This is a genomic window from Ruegeria sp. AH3 (assembly GCF_056536265.1).
Genome location: NZ_JBQFJL010000001.1, coordinates 2,490,107 through 2,505,066 on the forward strand (window position 1 = coordinate 2,490,107; position 14,960 = coordinate 2,505,066).

Genomic DNA, 14,960 nt, shown 5'->3' on the forward strand with positions numbered 1-14,960 from the left:
AATGCGTCTGCTGTCCCAATCCCGCCGCCTGCGTCAGACCCCTTTTTCCGAGGGCGTCGAAGACAAGGGCGTTACCGCCTACACCGTCTATAACCGGATGCTGCTGCCTACCGTTTTTGAGAGCGTCGAGGCGGATTACCGGCATCTCAAATCTCACGTCCAGGTCTGGGATGTGTCCTGCGAACGGCAGATCGAACTGAATGGCCCGGATGCGGGCCGCCTGATGCGACGGTTGACCCCTCGCAATCTTGAGAAAATGCAGGAAGACCAGTGCTACTACGTGCCGATTGTCGACGAAAATGGCGGTATGCTGAATGATCCGGTGGCGATCAAACACAGCGAGGATCGCTGGTGGATCTCAATCGCAGACAGCGATCTGCTTTTGTGGATTAAGGGTTTGGCCGTCGGTGCAGGTATGGATGTGCGGGTGTTCGAACCTGACGTCTCGCCACTGGCCGTTCAAGGACCAAAGTCGGATGACCTGATGGCGCGGGTCTTTGGAGACGAGGTTCGGGATATCCGCTTCTTCCGTTACAAACGATTGGCGTTTCAGGACACGTACTTTGTGGTCGCGCGCTCTGGTTACTCAAAACAGGGCGGCTATGAAATCTATGTCGAAAACGGTGCCTACGGTATGCCTCTATGGAACACCCTTTTCGAAGCCGGAGCTGATCTGAATGTTCGCCCGGGATGTCCAAACCTGATCGAAAGGATCGAAGGCGGGCTGTTGAGCTATGGCAACGACATGACAATGGAAAACTCACCACTGGAGTGTGGTTTGGGCAAATTCTGCAAACCGGGCGAGGACAGTGACCACATAGGCAAGCAAGCACTTGCTCGCGAAGTAGAAACTGGCCCGACCCGGCAGATCCGCGCGATTTCCATTCCCGGTGATCCCGTGCCTCCTGCTCGTTCGGCTTGGCCTTTGTTCAAAGACGGAAAACGGGTCGGTCAAATCACGTCCGCTGCCTGGTCACCTGACTTTGGCACAAACGTCGCAATTGGCATGGTTGATACACAGCATTGGGACGCAGGCACGCTGCTAGAGGTACGAACCCCAAATGGCGACCGACCAGCCGAAGTGCGGGCTGCGTTCTGGATATAGCCAAAGCCATGGCGACGTAAGAGGCAACGATCTGCTGTCCTCAGGAAACAAGGATGAATAGGTGCCCCGCGGTACTGTGCGCAGAAGCCACAGTGCTGCGGGAACCCCTACAGTGCCTGTAAGGGCGCGCATAACACTACATTCCTTTCACTGATTTCATTCAGGAAAATCGAGTGTGCTCGCCCATTACCTTGCGCGGTATTCGCGCATAAGTTCGCAGGGTCAAATTGTTAGTATCCAGTCATTCGTCGCGTGGCACATCAAATACTACAGGCGCGACGAAGTGAGGCAGCGCGACGTTCTGGGGATCGGCGAAGTGCCGAACCCACTCCCGTAATCCCTTACGTGTTTCACGCTGGTATGTTTCAATGGCCTCCAAGATGCTCGAAAAGCTCGGTATGCCTACCGCCTGATTGCGGCATAGCGCGGCGGCTACAATCGCCATCAACTGCATTCAAACCTCGACGGGCTCACCTCGTGGGAGTAGACGAATATGGTCATGACTATCCAAGCCTTGTGATCTGCCATGTGTTCTGGTGCAGAAGCTTTGTTTTCTCCGAGTTTCAGTAGGATGACGTGTATGTTAACCGCTTTCTGATGTCTTGTTGAAGTGTTGATTTAGCCAGATTTTGCACCACTACATTAATTTATAAAGTAGGCAGATTTCCCTAGTAACAGTGGAAACTGGAGAATTTTAGTGGATAGCCCGTAAAAGAATGGCGACCCGTGTTCCTTACCAATCATCTTCACGATGATCGGTGGAAGGTGGAAACTCTCGATTTTGAAGGAGCTGATATTCCACGGAACAAAGAGGTTCGGTGAGTGGCGCCTTGATATTGATGGCATCTCCCAAACGATGCTCACGAGCCAACTCCGCGCGCTTGAACCAGATGGATTAGTGGAGCGTGAGGTCTTTGCAGAGATACCGCTTCGCGTTGAGTTTAGTGCAACAAAAGACGGATTGGCGCTCAAATCAAAGTTCGAAGAAATGCACGCATGGTGGCTGAGCCGAAATCGGCACTGATAGCAGCACATCGGGAACCAGAAACTGGAATTTTAAATTTGCCACCTCACTAGAACACCCGCCGTTTGTGCAGAACGCAGCATCTGTGAAAATGGACTCAGTATTGCCGTTCTCTGCGGCAAGTATAATTGGCCGGTCGCAACCCCAAGCGAGCATTCAATGAACAACTGCACGTCGTTGTCAGGCACAGGTTCGCTGCTGACGGTCTTAAAAAGACTGAACAATCGCTTTCTTCAAATTATATGGTCGGCTTGCGCGTCTGGCTTAGTTGTAATTTTGTGTTTAGCGTGTTTCCCACTGTGGGAGTTCAGTCTTTGGAAAGACGTCTAGCAGCGATACTTGCCGCCGATGTGGTTGGCTATAGTCGTCTTATTCGAAATGACGAGGCCAGTGTGCTTGCAAGGGTCAAAGCCCATCGCGAGCAGTTTTTTGAACCAGTTGTCGCTTCACGACATGGGCGCATCGTTAAATTGATGGGCGACGGTTTGCTCCTTGAGTTTGCAAGCGCGGTTGAGGCCGTTCGATGTGCGGTGGACATGCAGCACTATATAGGGGTCGCTAACGCGGACCTGCCGCAAGATTCGCAGGTGCGATACCGGATCGGCATCAATGTTGGCGACATCGTCGTAGATCAGGATGACATTTATGGGGATGGTGTAAATGTCGCCGCACGCATTGAAAGCCTGGCTGTCCCGGATGGCATTTACATGTCGGCTAGTGTTTTCGAACAGGTACATACCCAGCTCGATCTCACCATCGAAGATTTGGGAATGCGAGAGGTTAAGAACATCCCCGACCCCGTTCACGTGTACAGCCTTACAATGGATGACAAGGCGAAAACCATCGTTTCTCCTGTCGTACCACTTGCGAATAAGCCAACAAAAACTCGCTTGGTCATGGTAAGTTGTACCGCAATTATCCTGGCGTTAGTAGCCGCTGCATGGCTGCAACCTTGGTCCGCGGTGCTGACTCCGGACACGGATGAACAAGCTGCGACCCTGTCTGGCAAACCCTCCATCGCGGTCATGGCGTTCGACAATCTCAACAACGACCCGAGCCAAGATTACCTGAGCGACGGACTGAGTGAGAACATCTTGACCGCCTTGTCCCGTTTTTCAGACTTTTTAGTGGTCGCCCGAAACTCGACGTTTTCATATAAGGACACTCCGGCAGATATACAGAAAGTGTCAGAGGAATTGGGTGTTCGCTACATCGTTGAGGGGAGCGTTCAAATTGCAGGTGAGCGCTTGCGCGTGACGTCCCAACTCATTGATGCGACGACGAGCCAGAATATCTGGGCAGACAGCTATGATCGAGACCTACAGGACATTTTTTCAGTACAAGATGAGATAACCCGAACGATAGCTTCGCTTCTCTCCACAAATATCGATCTGGCGGAGTACAGCCGCCTTAAGCATCAGCCTACTGATAGTCTTGGCGCTTACGAATTGCGCAAACGCGCGCAGGAAGAGTGGTTTACCTTCACAAAAGAAGGAAACATCAGGGCAGAAGAGCTTAGCGCAAAAGCAATTGCTCTTGATCCGAACTACGCCGGGGCGTATGTCGAAAACGCTTGGGCACATATAAACGGGTATCGTTGGGGATGGACCATCTCTTTGACGCGCGAGGAGTCGCTGGCGCGCGCATTTGAGATGGCGCGGAAAGCTATTGAATTGGAACCCTTCAATTTCAAGGGTCATTGGGTCTTAGCCAATGCAACAACTCAGAGCGGTAATCTTGAGCGGGCAGCTTCGCTTTATGACAAAGCTATTTCCCTGAATCCAAATTCGGCATCTGTGCTGGCAGATTCCATCGATCCGCTCGTCTATGACGGCAAGGCACCTGAGGCCGTTGAGCGCATGAAACTGGCGATTCGGCTGAATCCACATCACCAAGACTGGTATCTTTGGAATCTGGGTTGGGCTCAGTACTTCGCTGAGAAGTATGAAGATGCAAGGGTTTCAATTGAACAGATGAACGAAATACCAGACGGCTTGAAGCGCACCTACGCGCCAGTTCTTTTGCGTCTTGGTCTTCCCAGTGATGCGCAAGCCGTTATCGATGAATTTCTAACGGCCAATCCCGAATTCACCATCCAAGAGGCAATGAACGCGCCATTCAAGAGTGAGGCGTATCTCAATCGATGGGTAGAAGATCTGCGAAAACTGGGTGTGCCTGATACTAAAGAATGAACGGATTTTCGAGTTTCGCTTTGTAGGTGCTGTCACCAGACACAGCCACCGGCGACAATCGCGACAAACTTAAATCCTGCGTTCCACGGCTGTGGCCTGATAGTTTTTTCAGCCCGAAGCGGACCTTCGACGCTGAGCTTTGCAAATTCAACTTCGCGGGACAGGAGCTACCATTGATGCGAAAGGCTTGAACGTATCGAGCGCTTCGCCATGGCAAAAATGTAAGAAAGAAATTGACCGCGAGAAACAAGGTGGCTGAAACTGATCTCTGACAGAAAGCAGGCATCCCTGCACTCTATTGGGCAACACGTGCTTAACTCAAAGAGTTGCCGGTGATGAAGGTGTACGAACTTTCTACCAGATCGATGGCGACATCCAGCTCTTCTGATGAGGTCGGAGTATAGATCATGACAAAGCCGCTCCATCCGGGGCGTTGGTCGGCCCAAGGGTGTGCTACTGCCCAGCCAACCTCAATTGCTCTTCGCGCCATTGCTGGGTCGAGCGAGGCGTCCAATCTGCCATCAAGGTGCATACAGCGGCAGCCTCTGTGGGAGTGAAGATACCACCATAGATATCGCCCGGAATGATCACGATCAGGAACAGTCCCCAACCGGCCTCGCGGCCCGACTGGAACACTTCGTCCCAGCCTTTCTATTCGCCCTTTGGTAGGTTCTCGATCTTAGCGATCAGATAGATCGTGACCATCAGCATCAGACTGGCCAACACAGCCCCGGAATGACACCTGCAAGGAACATTCGGCCCACAGACACCTCGACTGAGGCGGCATAGACCACCATCACGATGTAGGGTGTGATCAGGATGCCCAGCGTCAGCAGCGGCGCCATCGACGGTCCCGACACAGCGTTGTTGGCAGCCTCGGGCGCCGCTACTCCTTCAAGCGCCCCCTGACCCCACATTTCGGCATTCTTTGCACGGCGTTTGCCTTCTCCATAAGAGATAAACGCTGCGATGGCTGATCCAAGCCCTGGCAAAACACCGATACCCACACCAATGAACCCACCACGCAATGCATGCGGAAGACAAGGTTTGTATTCCTCCCAGGTCAGACTGTTTCCGTCCGCTGCACGTTCGTTCTCTTGGGTGTTGCCGGTGGTTTTGCGCCGGGTTTCCAACTGGTTAAAGACCTCGCCCAACACGAAGACGCCAATCATCAGCGGTACCAAGCCAATGCCATTGGACAGATCGAACGACCCGAACGTATAGCGCTCCTCGCTCGAAATCGAGTCCAGACCGACCATGGCGATCAGGATGCCCATCAGTGCCGAAGCCAGACCCTTGACGATGGAATTGCCGATGACCGAACCGATAACGACAAAAGCGGCAAAATAAATGGCGAACGTTTCAGGCGGGCCGAGTTTCAGAGCAATGGCTGCAATGAAGCCGACCCCAATGACCAAGAGGATAACTGACCTTGAAGAGAGCCAGGGGATATTACAGCCGCAGCTCGCGTTTCCGACATTCGCTGCATTCACGAATTTCCACCAAATAGCACGTAATCTAGCAGGTCGATTCTCGTTGTAACAATAGAGCCAAAGTATGTTGCGGGAATTTCGAATCTCTCTCTATTCGGTTCCGTTCGATGCGGACCTTAAGATCGCGATTATGCTAAAGCTCCGGCGAAGTACCGTGACCGCCGAACCCAGAACAATGATCCACAAGGCGATGTACAGAACGGGCCATCCTAATATCACGGGGACGAAGATCGAAAGGATTGCAGCCGCAGTCGCGACCGCCATGCGCTGTGGCTTGGCCATGGGACCCCTGAAATCGGCACTTTGCCCCTGAGCCTTGCCCAGCTCGCGCACATAAGCTGTTCCGATCGCGAATGCAGCGGCGGCCCAACCAAGAGTGGGGTGCCCTGTTCCCAATCCAAGTCCGATCAGAATAAATGCATCCGCCACCCGGTCCGGCGCTTCGTTCCAGAACGGCCCATCAGCCGCGCCGCGCCCACCTTCAATCGCAACCATTCCGTCAAAGAGGTTGCAAAGCAACCGAAACTGACAGCCAAGCGCCGCGCCAAGAAGACAGATCGCCGTCAAGAAACCGTCTGTTACACCTGACAGCCAGAACGCCAAACCTGCCAGAGCCGCAAACACCATGGAGAACTGTGAGATACGGTTGGGCGACACGCCACGTTCCGCCAGTGCCCGGGCAACGCGCGCGGCAAGTTTTGTATCACGACTGGCAATTGGGCGACGTTCAGACATGGCGGCTCAGGGCAAGTGTGTAGAAGAACGCATAAAGCGTCGAAATGGTGAGTGGAACTGAAATCGTCGCCAGCAATGCAGGTGTGCCGGCGAAAGTGTGTATCGCCGTCAGAAAAACAAGAGAGATCATAAAGGCGGCGAGAGGCGGGAGAGCCAACCGGAACACTCCAGTCGTGCGATGAAAGATGCTCTCAATAATCCGCTTCAGAAAGAGTGTGATGGTGGCGGTCAAAATCCCCTGAACCAGACCAGCGAGCAATGGTGCAGGCATCTCGTGTGCGCGATTGGCAAAAGCGGCCCATCCTCCCATCAGCAAAAACCCTCCAAGTCCATGAACGGCCTTGTTTTGAAGAAGGCTCATACGGTCGACCAGAAGTAACGCACGACGTGAAAGAAGATTGGCGCCGAGAATACAACCGAATCGAGCCGGTCTATGATGCCGCCATGGCCGGCAATCAGGTGCCCCCAATCTTTGACGCCCTTGTCGCGTTTGATGGCCGACATCACAAGGCCACCAAAAAAACCCATGACGGTAATCAGCAGCGAAACTAGAAAGGCCTGCCAAAGAGTAAATGGTGTCATCCACCAAAGAAGGGCGCCGAGCATGCTGGATGACAAAACGCCGCCAAGGAAACCCTCCCAGGTCTTTGCTGGCGACAAGACCGGTGCGATCTTGCGGCGCCCAAACAGCTTGCCGAAAACATACTGCAGAACATCCGATCCCTGGACGACCACCACCAGGAAGGCGATCAAAAGGATTGATTTGCCCTCGTAGCCGGGGATTTGAAGTGTAAGCAGCGCTGGGACGTGACTGGCCGCGAACACACAGATCATCAGCCCCCATTGGGTTTCCGAAACGCGGGTAAGGAAATTGTCTGTCTCGCCCCGAAGCGCAGAAATGATCGGTAGGAACAAGAAGGCGTAGACTGGTATGAATATCGAATAGAGGCCGTACCAGTCGATCCAGACCAGATAGTACTGAAACGGCAAGACAACGAAAAACGCGACGGCAAGAGAATAGTGATCGGCACGGGATTTGGCGGTCAGTGTCAGGAATTCGCGCATTGCGGCAAAGGACAGAAATCCAAACAGGATTACCGCGCCTGCACGTCCGAAGAACATTGCAATTGCCAAAAGCACCACCATGGCCCACCAGGCATTTATTCGCGCTACCAGGTTCTCGATGACAGGATTGGTGTCATCGGGCCCGACGCGTTTCTTCAAGATGGAGGCCACCAAAGATGCTAGGATCAATACGCAAAGTACGCCGCCCAAAAGCAGGATGAATTCATAGGGCGCGCTCATGCGTCGTCTCCACTGTTTTTTAGGGCGACAAGAGCGGCATGGCTTCGCTTCAAAAACATGTCCTTACTCTCGTCTGTTTGCAGCCGCAGCGCTCCGCCAAAACGCACAGTACAGATCAGCGGGATCGGGAAAATCTCGCCTTTAGGCATCACCTGATTGAGGTTTTCGATCCATACCGGAACCAAATCGACATCGGGACGATTTGTAGCCAAATGAAAGAGACCGGTTTTAAAGGGCAAAAGTGGCTCGTCACTCATGTTGCGGGTGCCTTCTGGGAACAGGATCAATGAGTTGCCGTCGTCCAATGCTTCAACCATTTGGGTGATCGGATCGTCCGTGCGGGTCTCAGGATTTCGGTCAATCAGCACCGCATTGAACACGTCGCGGCCGATAAAGGACTTCAGATTTGACGTCAGCCAATAGTCACTTCCCGCCACTGGCCGGGTCCGGCGACGGACAGACGGCGGCAGAACGGCCCAGATCAAAACGAAATCGCCATTGCTGGTGTGGTTTGCAAAATACACACGTTTGGATTGGACAGGTTCCACACCATCCCATATCGCCCGAACCGCAGTCACCAGTCGTGCAAACATCACTATTGCGTTGGCCGTTACGTTGGTGAAAAACAAGTTGGCGTTCATGCTTGGCCCTTTTGATGCTGACGTGTGCCCCAAGACTGGCAATTTCCCTCCAGAAGTAAAGGCGATGCGCTGAAGTGCTGTTAGCTCGCTGAGCGGTCCAGAGCCGCCGTTGATCGGTGGGCTTCGTCGCAGCGGCTAGCCCATCAAAGGAGACACTCGCTGCGCGAGCGAAGCTGGAAGACGGATGGTGGCCCGACAAGCGGACGAAGCTACCGTCCACTCTCATTTGTGGAACGGCAGCATTATTTCTTCTACGTCACGAATTCCGACCGAGAAAGTCGACTAGTAACGTTGAGACTTTTTCGGACTGATCCTCCATCGAGAAGTGACCGCAGTTTTCCAGCACATGCAGCTCTGTACCGGGTATTGCCGCATGCAATCTGTTCGCCCAGTCAACGACCTGCCACGCATCATCTGCCCCCCAAATGAGTTGCACCGGCTTTTGCCCAAGCTCGGCATATCGCGGTGCTATCTCGTCAGTATGCTTGGGCTCATAATGCATCACTTGATGCTGGAAGAAACTACCTTGTCCGACCGGGCCGCAGATGAAGTCGAGGTAAGTCTCCATCGACGTTTCTGCCAAACGTTCCTTGTTCTGGACCGTCGAGTAGAGCCAATCTCGGAAGTGTTCGCGGTGGTCCGCGTCACTCGCATTGATCAGCTTATCGAGCCCTGCCTGCATCTGTTTATGTGTGCGCTTGGAAGGCCAACTATCGAAGCTGACTACGTCGATCATGGTCAGGCTTCGCATCCGTTCGGGGGACCGAATACCAAATCTCTGTGCGACGCCGCCGCCTATGTCGTGCGCGACAATGTGGGCGTCATCGAGCTCCCATGCCTCCAGCAGTCCCTCAAGGATCGGCACCTGACCTGTAACGGATGTGTCGACGCTTGTGTTTTGCGGGCGCTCAGACAACCCGTAACCGAGCATGTCATACACGTGAACCTTGTAGCCGGACTCAACCAACGTCGGGAGGATGTTGCGCCAGATATAGGAAGAGGAAGGCGTGCCGTGGAGAAGAACCACGGGGGCTCCGTGTCCATGCACGCCGTGAGTAATGCGTGTGCCGTTGATGAGAACATCTTGATCAACAAGGTGGGCCATGAGAGAAACTCCATTTTCTACTTTTCCCAGCCTTAGCCCTTTGCTAATCAATACATCAAATGAATGATTATCATAACATGATCGAATTTTCGAATGACTGAGCGCCTCGATATCGAAGGCCTGCGTGCTTTGGTTGCAATTTCTGCCCACGGTGGCGTTACGCGCGCCGCTGAACATCTGGCGTTGTCGCAACCTGCGGTGAGTCATAAAATCAAGCGGCTTGAAACAGTGTTGGATTGTGAACTGTTGGCACGACGTGCCGGTGGGCCATTGTTCACGGAGGCTGGGAAGCGCTTGTTAGAATATGCGCGGCGGATGATGGATTTGCATGACGAAGCTCTGGCCGCACTGGGCAAGAAACCTCTGGCTGGCATCATTCGTTTGGGAATGACCGAAGACACGACTGGTGGAGACGTGGCACGTATTCTCGGGCGGTTCACGCGCTTGCATCCCGATACCAAGGTAAACACTAGGATAGGTCAGAGCCTAACATTGTCGGATTGGTTGTCAGCGGGCGAAATCGATATCGCAGTCATTCAGGTTTTGAGAGACGAGGTTCGCCGCGACGACATTGTGCTCTACGAGGATCGGCTGCATTGGATCAAGTCACATGACCTACCGTTGAAACCGGACGCACCTGTGCCGTTCCTCGCCTTCGATGAGAACTGTTTTTACAAGCATTGGGCGCAATCACACGGCACCGTAATGGGGCACCAGTTCGATGCTGTTCTCGAATGCCCGAGCGTCTCTGGCATTCTTGCGGCAACGCGCGCAGGGCTTGGCGTAGCACTGATGAACGGCCTCCATTTGTCTTCAGACCTAGAGGTTATGGAAGGCATCTTTCCTGAGCCTCCGGCGATTGCCTACGTCGCAAGATCTATTCCTAAGAGCCGAAGTGACACTGCTCTCGCACTGCTCAACGAAATCGCGGCGGAGGTTGGAAGACCTACTTCGTTGCGCGTTGCCTAATCTTAACTGCAGAACTTCACGCAAGACGCAGCATTGCGCGTTTTGGGCTCTCTGCTGCCGAAATCCAGCGCAGCATGCAGCCCGGCCAAGCCTTTTACCAAGAGCGGACCTTGGTCGGTAAAAAGGCGGCTGTGTCCGCTCGACCTCGGCTTTGATCGGGTTATGGACGACAACCTGCCGGAGCCGTTCGTGCAGCTAGCCGATAAAGATTTCGATGCCGACCGCATTCGCGCCGAACTGCACAGCCGGAGCATTTGACCGGTGATCCCAATGCGAAAGTCCCGAAAGAGGCGCGTTGGGTTGGATTGGCCTCTCTACCGGCTGAGAAACCTGGTCGAGAGATGCTTTAACAAACTGAAGAATGCGCGGCGTGTGGCAACTCGCTATAACGAGACAGCCGAAAGCTTCCTTGGCTTCGTAGATATCACCTCGATCCGCCTCTGAATCCGCTATTTGTCAGCATGACATAAGCTCTTAATATCACTTATTAACCAGCCGCTCTGTTAAGCTAAAGCAAATATCTATGGAACACACGTAGGTCGATCACCCGGAATACATCCGGCGCATGACCAAAGGCGTCAGGTACATCGGTATCTGATACGCGCCAATGAACACCATGATCGGCGCGGTGACCTCGGGTGGCAAAGCGACAAAGAACAGCGCGATGTTGCGATTGCCCGCGATCAGCGACACCGCAGTCGCCTCCGCCGACGCCCAGCGCTTGCGAGTCAGTTGGAAGGTGGCAATCTGCGCGCCAAAATTCATCAGACAGGCGAAAGCGATCCAGAACACGGCCAGCCACGGATCAATCAGAGCCGCCGCGCTGACCGATGGCATCAATCCTATAACAAACACGGCCAAGGTGATCGTGGCACCGCCCTCAAGCTGCAGTAGTGTTGCTTTAGATGGGCGCGGCAACATTTTCTGACGCAGCAAGACGGCGACAAGTGTAACGCCAGAAATCGTAAGAAACAGGCGAAATACAGCTTTCAGGACTTCCCCAATATCTCCAAGCTCGGGCATCAGCCAGAAGATCGGCAGAGCGGTAAAAGGTAGCAAAGCCGTCCCAACCACGACCAGGCGCATTGCGTGCTCAGCGGGATATCCCATCATCATGCAGAGGTTCGGGCTGCCCGAGATCGAAGGTGCCGCAGTCATGATCAGCAGAGACAGAACGACCGCTGTACCCGTCCATCCACCTGCAAATCCGATTGAGACAACGATCAGCGGCGTAAGAACCTGAAAACCGATCACCGCTATCAGGACCCGACCCAGATCGGTCAGAGATCCCAGGATGGCCACTGGCTCCATCCGTAGAATGGTCAAGAACAGCAACAGGACCACAAGCGGCGGCAATAGTGGGCGCATCGGCTCGGCCAGAGCTGGCAGCAGTAACCCCGCAGCCAGCCCCAGGACCAGAACATAGGGGCCGTTGCGCGCCGCCCAGAGCAGCGGGTTCACTGCGCTGCCCTACCCGCCCGGGGTCCCTCGCAGGTTCTCGGGCAGCCATGTGGCGAGTTCAGGGAACCAGATCAGGAGGAAGACCATCAGCACCATGATCAGGAACATCGGAATCGCAGCGCGGGCGATGTAGCTCATTTCATGATTAGTCATCCCCTGCATCACAAACAGGTTGAAGCCAATCGGCGGCGTGATCTGCGCCATTTCGACGACGACCACGATAAAGATGCCAAACCAGATCAGATCAATTCCGGCGTCGCGGATCATTGGCTCGACCACCGCCATGGTCAGCACGACGGAAGAAATACCGTCAAGAAAGCAACCCAGAATGATGTAGAATACCAACAAAACCATCAGCAGCTCGAATCGGGTCAACTCCCAACCTGCGATCAAGTCCGCCAGACCACGAGGCAGGCCAGTGAAACCCATCGAAAGCGACAAGAAGGCCGCGCCTGCAAGGATCAGCGCGATCATCGCGCTGGTGCGCGTGGCACCCATTAAGCTCTCGGTGAAGGTCTTCCAGTTGAGCGACCCCTGCCCTGCGGCCAGCAGCAACCCCCCGATCACGCCGAACGCTGCAGCCTCGGTCGCAGTGGCATAGCCCAGATACATCGAGCCGATGACCACCACGATCAGCAGGATTACAGGGAGCAGAAAACGCGAGTTCTTAATCTTTTCGGAGAAGGACAGCTTACCCTCTTGGTTCGGATTCCAGTCTTTGCCCAGCTTCGAGTAAATCGCGACATACCCCATGAACATCGCAGCGAGCACGAGGCCCGGCAGAATGCCCGCAAAGAACAGCTTGGTGATCGATTCATTGATCGTCACGCCATAGACGATCAACGTCAGCGATGGCGGGATCATCAGGCCCAGCGTCGCCGCTCCGGTCAAAGTCCCGATAATCATCCGCTCGGGGTAGTTGCGTCTGCGCAATTCCGGGATCGACATCTTACCGACGGTGGTCAATGTGGCCGCAGACGAGCCCGAGACGGCTGCAAATACGGTGCAGCCGACGATATTCGTATGCACCAGCCCTCCGGGAAGCGGAGCCATCCATGGCGACAAGCCTTTGAACATGTCCTCGGATAATCGCGTTCGATAGAGAATTTCACCCATCCAGATGAACATGGGCAGCGCCGTCAGGGTCCAGGACGAAGACGCAGACCAGATGGTGGTGATCATCACGTCGCCCACGGGGCGGGTCGTGAACAACTCCATCCCGACCCAGGCAACGCCCATCAGGGCCAGTCCGACCCAAATACCGGTGCCCAGAAGCGTAAAGAGAACAAAGAGAAAGAGGATGATGACAGACAGGTTTTCCATGCTCTTATTCCCTATTCCCCGTGGCTCTGATCAGCCAGATCGCGGACGATGCGGTGATCACCCTTGAAGACGACGTGGATGAGGTGATCGGTCAGAGCGATAGCGAGGATCACGGCGCCAATCAGCATGGTGGATTGCGGAATCCAAAGGGCGGTTTTGTCCTGCCCTTGGCTGATATCGTTGAACTTCCAGCTCCAGTAGACAAAGCGGTAGGCGTACCAGCAAAAATACCACATGACGGCAGAGCCGACGGCAAAACACCAGATTTCCAGGATGCGACGCACACCTTCCGGAACTGCGTTCAGCAGGATCGATACGCGGATGTGACTGCCCCGGTTTAGCGCATTGGCAAAGGCAAGGAACGAGGCAGCGGCCATTGCATACCCGGCATAGTCAGGCGCGCCGGGAAAAACCTCTCCGGTCCAACGGGCCAGCATCTGCACGACAATCAGCAGCAAAATGGCAATCAGGCTGAGCGCCGCCATAACCCCTGCTGCAAGATAGATGAAATCCAGTACGGACCGAAGCCCTCGCAATACAGCCATACCGTCCCCGTTTGTTATGATTGAATGAATCGCGGGCGGCGAATAATACGCCGCCCGCAAGCGCGGTTATTGCGATGAATTGAAGGTGTCGACGATGGCCTTGCCTTCGTCTCCGGCAGCTTCCAGCCATTCATTGGTCATGGTGACGCCGATCTCTTTCAATTCCTGAACCATCTGATCAGATGCCGGACCAACAGTCATACCGCCATCCCGCAGGCCTTGCAGGGTGAAGCCGGTATATTCCTTGGCACGCCAGTTTCCGGCATATTCGGCCAGTTCGGCACAAGCCTTGATGACGTTCTTGTTCGCGTCGGATACTCCGGACCAGACATCAGAATTCACCATCACGTAGTTGCGTGGCAACCAGGCATCGACTTCATAGAAATAATTCAGGCTTTCCCAGACTTTACGGTCATATCCCGTAGAACCAGACGACACCATTGCATCAGCGACACCGGTTGCGAATGCCTGGCTGATCTCAGCCGCTTCAACGGTCACCGGCAGCATACCCGTCAACTCGGCCAGCCTTGAGGTGGCATTGTTGTAGGACCGGAACTTGATACCTTCCATTTCGGCAACCGAGTTGACTTCGTTCTTGAAGTACAGTCCCTGCGGTGGCCAAGGAACAGCATAAAGCAGCGTCAGGTTCTGTTCGGCCAGCAGGCTCTCGATCGACGGCTTCGCCGCTTCCCAAAGCTTGGCACTGTCGTCAAACGAGGTGGCCAGGAACGGGATCGAATCAAAGCCGAACAACGCGTTTTCGTTTTGGTGCCCCGAAAGCAAACGCTCACCAATCGGCGCCTGCCCGGTCTGGATTGCACGTTTGATGTCAGCACCTTTGAACAGTGATCCTGACGGGTGCGTGACGATCTCGATCTCGCCACCTGTACCTGTGGTTACACATTTGGCGAATTCCGCACCGGTGGCCGAGTGGAAATTGGAAGCCGAATAAGCCATCGGCATGTCCCATTTCTCGGCCAGCGCGGGCGCTGCGGAGGCGGCGGTCAGAGCGGTTGCTGCTAGAAGGTTTGTCAGTTTTTTCATCATATTCTCCCTATTGAA

General features: G+C 54.3%; 15 protein-coding genes and 2 pseudogenes. 5 read left to right on the forward strand and 12 right to left on the reverse strand.

Annotation, left to right across the window (positions count from 1 at the left end):
- The first annotated feature begins 1 nt into the window (after position 1).
- Positions 2 to 1,105, forward strand: a complete 1,104-nt coding sequence (locus ACR3EM_RS12575) for a dimethylsulfoniopropionate demethylase (RefSeq protein ID WP_480471026.1) — start codon at positions 2 to 4, stop codon at positions 1,103 to 1,105.
- Positions 1,106 to 1,346: 241 nt separating this feature from the next.
- Here the strand turns inward: ACR3EM_RS12575 and ACR3EM_RS12580 are convergent, their stop codons facing one another.
- Complete coding sequence (locus tag ACR3EM_RS12580) at positions 1,347 to 1,559, reverse strand: hypothetical protein (protein WP_480471027.1); 213 nt, start codon at positions 1,557 to 1,559, stop codon at positions 1,347 to 1,349.
- A 297-nt stretch (positions 1,560 to 1,856) separates the two neighbouring features.
- On the opposite strand from ACR3EM_RS12580, the gene ACR3EM_RS12585 reads away from it, so the two are divergent.
- Together ACR3EM_RS12585 and ACR3EM_RS12590 are read left to right on the forward strand one after the other, a co-directional pair.
- Positions 1,857 to 2,129, forward strand: coding sequence for a winged helix-turn-helix transcriptional regulator (locus ACR3EM_RS12585; protein WP_480471028.1), 273 nt, complete (start codon positions 1,857 to 1,859; stop codon positions 2,127 to 2,129).
- Between the two features lie 128 nt (positions 2,130 to 2,257).
- Positions 2,258 to 4,321, forward strand: coding sequence for an adenylate/guanylate cyclase domain-containing protein (locus tag ACR3EM_RS12590; RefSeq protein WP_480471029.1), 2,064 nt, complete (start codon positions 2,258 to 2,260; stop codon positions 4,319 to 4,321).
- Positions 4,322 to 4,634: 313 nt separating this feature from the next.
- Here ACR3EM_RS12590 and ACR3EM_RS12595 read toward each other — a convergent pair whose 3' ends face one another.
- From ACR3EM_RS12595 to ACR3EM_RS12625, 7 genes and pseudogenes are all read right to left on the reverse strand, one after another.
- A complete protein-coding gene (locus ACR3EM_RS12595) occupies positions 4,635 to 4,811 on the reverse strand; it encodes a luciferase domain-containing protein (protein WP_480471030.1) in 177 nt (58 codons plus the stop codon).
- A gap of 26 nt (positions 4,812 to 4,837) precedes the next feature.
- A pseudogene (locus ACR3EM_RS12600) lies at positions 4,838 to 5,745 on the reverse strand (tripartite tricarboxylate transporter permease); the annotation flags it as partial.
- 159 nt (positions 5,746 to 5,904) lie between these two features.
- Positions 5,905 to 6,549, reverse strand: coding sequence for a CDP-alcohol phosphatidyltransferase family protein (locus tag ACR3EM_RS12605; protein WP_480471031.1), 645 nt, complete (start codon positions 6,547 to 6,549; stop codon positions 5,905 to 5,907).
- Positions 6,542 to 6,910 (reverse strand): hypothetical protein, encoded by a 369-nt coding sequence (locus ACR3EM_RS12610; RefSeq protein WP_480471032.1) that lies wholly within the window; start codon positions 6,908 to 6,910, stop codon positions 6,542 to 6,544. Before ACR3EM_RS12610 ends, ACR3EM_RS12605 begins: the two co-directional genes overlap by 8 nt.
- Positions 6,907 to 7,854: a phosphatidate cytidylyltransferase gene (locus ACR3EM_RS12615; protein ID WP_480471033.1), complete on the reverse strand. Its 948-nt coding sequence runs from the start codon at positions 7,852 to 7,854 to the stop codon at positions 6,907 to 6,909. The genes ACR3EM_RS12610 and ACR3EM_RS12615 overlap by 4 nt, the downstream gene beginning before the upstream one ends.
- Entirely contained in the window at positions 7,851 to 8,447 is a 597-nt protein-coding gene (locus tag ACR3EM_RS12620; RefSeq protein ID WP_480471927.1) for a lysophospholipid acyltransferase family protein, read from the reverse strand. Before ACR3EM_RS12620 ends, ACR3EM_RS12615 begins: the two co-directional genes overlap by 4 nt.
- A 304-nt stretch (positions 8,448 to 8,751) precedes the next feature.
- Positions 8,752 to 9,600 carry an alpha/beta fold hydrolase gene (locus ACR3EM_RS12625; RefSeq protein WP_480471034.1) on the reverse strand — a complete coding sequence of 283 codons (849 nt, stop codon included), beginning with the start codon at positions 9,598 to 9,600 and terminating at the stop codon, positions 8,752 to 8,754.
- Positions 9,601 to 9,693: 93 nt separating this feature from the next.
- Between ACR3EM_RS12625 and ACR3EM_RS12630 the strand changes: the two genes are divergently transcribed.
- Together ACR3EM_RS12630 and ACR3EM_RS12635 are read left to right on the forward strand one after the other, a co-directional pair.
- A complete protein-coding gene (locus tag ACR3EM_RS12630) occupies positions 9,694 to 10,569 on the forward strand; it encodes a LysR family transcriptional regulator (protein WP_480471035.1) in 876 nt (291 codons plus the stop codon).
- A 147-nt stretch (positions 10,570 to 10,716) separates the two neighbouring features.
- Positions 10,717 to 11,013 (forward strand): annotated as a pseudogene (locus ACR3EM_RS12635) (transposase family protein); the annotation flags it as partial.
- A 99-nt stretch (positions 11,014 to 11,112) separates the two neighbouring features.
- On the opposite strand, the gene ACR3EM_RS12640 reads toward ACR3EM_RS12635, so the two are convergent.
- From ACR3EM_RS12640 to ACR3EM_RS12655, 4 genes are all read right to left on the reverse strand, one after another.
- Entirely contained in the window at positions 11,113 to 12,030 is a 918-nt protein-coding gene (locus tag ACR3EM_RS12640) for a hypothetical protein (RefSeq protein ID WP_480471036.1), read from the reverse strand.
- A 9-nt stretch (positions 12,031 to 12,039) separates the two neighbouring features.
- Positions 12,040 to 13,353, reverse strand: coding sequence for a TRAP transporter large permease (locus ACR3EM_RS12645; protein WP_480471037.1), 1,314 nt, complete (start codon positions 13,351 to 13,353; stop codon positions 12,040 to 12,042).
- An 11-nt stretch (positions 13,354 to 13,364) separates the two neighbouring features.
- A complete protein-coding gene (locus ACR3EM_RS12650) occupies positions 13,365 to 13,898 on the reverse strand; it encodes a TRAP transporter small permease (protein ID WP_480471038.1) in 534 nt (177 codons plus the stop codon).
- A 66-nt stretch (positions 13,899 to 13,964) separates the two neighbouring features.
- Positions 13,965 to 14,942: a TRAP transporter substrate-binding protein gene (locus tag ACR3EM_RS12655; protein WP_480471039.1), complete on the reverse strand. Its 978-nt coding sequence runs from the start codon at positions 14,940 to 14,942 to the stop codon at positions 13,965 to 13,967.
- Between the last annotated feature and the right edge of the window lie 18 nt (positions 14,943 to 14,960).

Excerpts from the sequence above, each read along its gene's own strand:
- ACR3EM_RS12620 (WP_480471927.1), bottom strand. The coding sequence starts at position 8,447 with ATGTTTGCACGACTGGTGACTGCGGTTCGGGCGATATGGGATGGTGTG.
- ACR3EM_RS12580 (WP_480471027.1), bottom strand. The coding sequence starts at position 1,559 with ATGCAGTTGATGGCGATTGTAGCCGCCGCGCTATGCCGCAATCAGGCG.
- ACR3EM_RS12610 (WP_480471032.1), bottom strand. The coding sequence starts at position 6,910 with ATGAGCCTTCTTCAAAACAAGGCCGTTCATGGACTTGGAGGGTTTTTG.
- ACR3EM_RS12595 (WP_480471030.1), bottom strand. The coding sequence starts at position 4,811 with ATGGCGCGAAGAGCAATTGAGGTTGGCTGGGCAGTAGCACACCCTTGG.
- ACR3EM_RS12655 (WP_480471039.1), bottom strand. The coding sequence starts at position 14,942 with ATGAAAAAACTGACAAACCTTCTAGCAGCAACCGCTCTGACCGCCGCC.
- ACR3EM_RS12585 (WP_480471028.1), top strand. The coding sequence starts at position 1,857 with ATGATCGGTGGAAGGTGGAAACTCTCGATTTTGAAGGAGCTGATATTC.
- ACR3EM_RS12630 (WP_480471035.1), top strand. The coding sequence starts at position 9,694 with ATGACTGAGCGCCTCGATATCGAAGGCCTGCGTGCTTTGGTTGCAATT.
- ACR3EM_RS12575 (WP_480471026.1), top strand. The coding sequence starts at position 2 with ATGCGTCTGCTGTCCCAATCCCGCCGCCTGCGTCAGACCCCTTTTTCC.
- ACR3EM_RS12625 (WP_480471034.1), bottom strand. The coding sequence starts at position 9,600 with ATGGCCCACCTTGTTGATCAAGATGTTCTCATCAACGGCACACGCATT.
- ACR3EM_RS12650 (WP_480471038.1), bottom strand. The coding sequence starts at position 13,898 with ATGGCTGTATTGCGAGGGCTTCGGTCCGTACTGGATTTCATCTATCTT.
- ACR3EM_RS12615 (WP_480471033.1), bottom strand. The coding sequence starts at position 7,854 with ATGAGCGCGCCCTATGAATTCATCCTGCTTTTGGGCGGCGTACTTTGC.
- ACR3EM_RS12605 (WP_480471031.1), bottom strand. The coding sequence starts at position 6,549 with ATGTCTGAACGTCGCCCAATTGCCAGTCGTGATACAAAACTTGCCGCG.
- ACR3EM_RS12645 (WP_480471037.1), bottom strand. The coding sequence starts at position 13,353 with ATGGAAAACCTGTCTGTCATCATCCTCTTTCTCTTTGTTCTCTTTACG.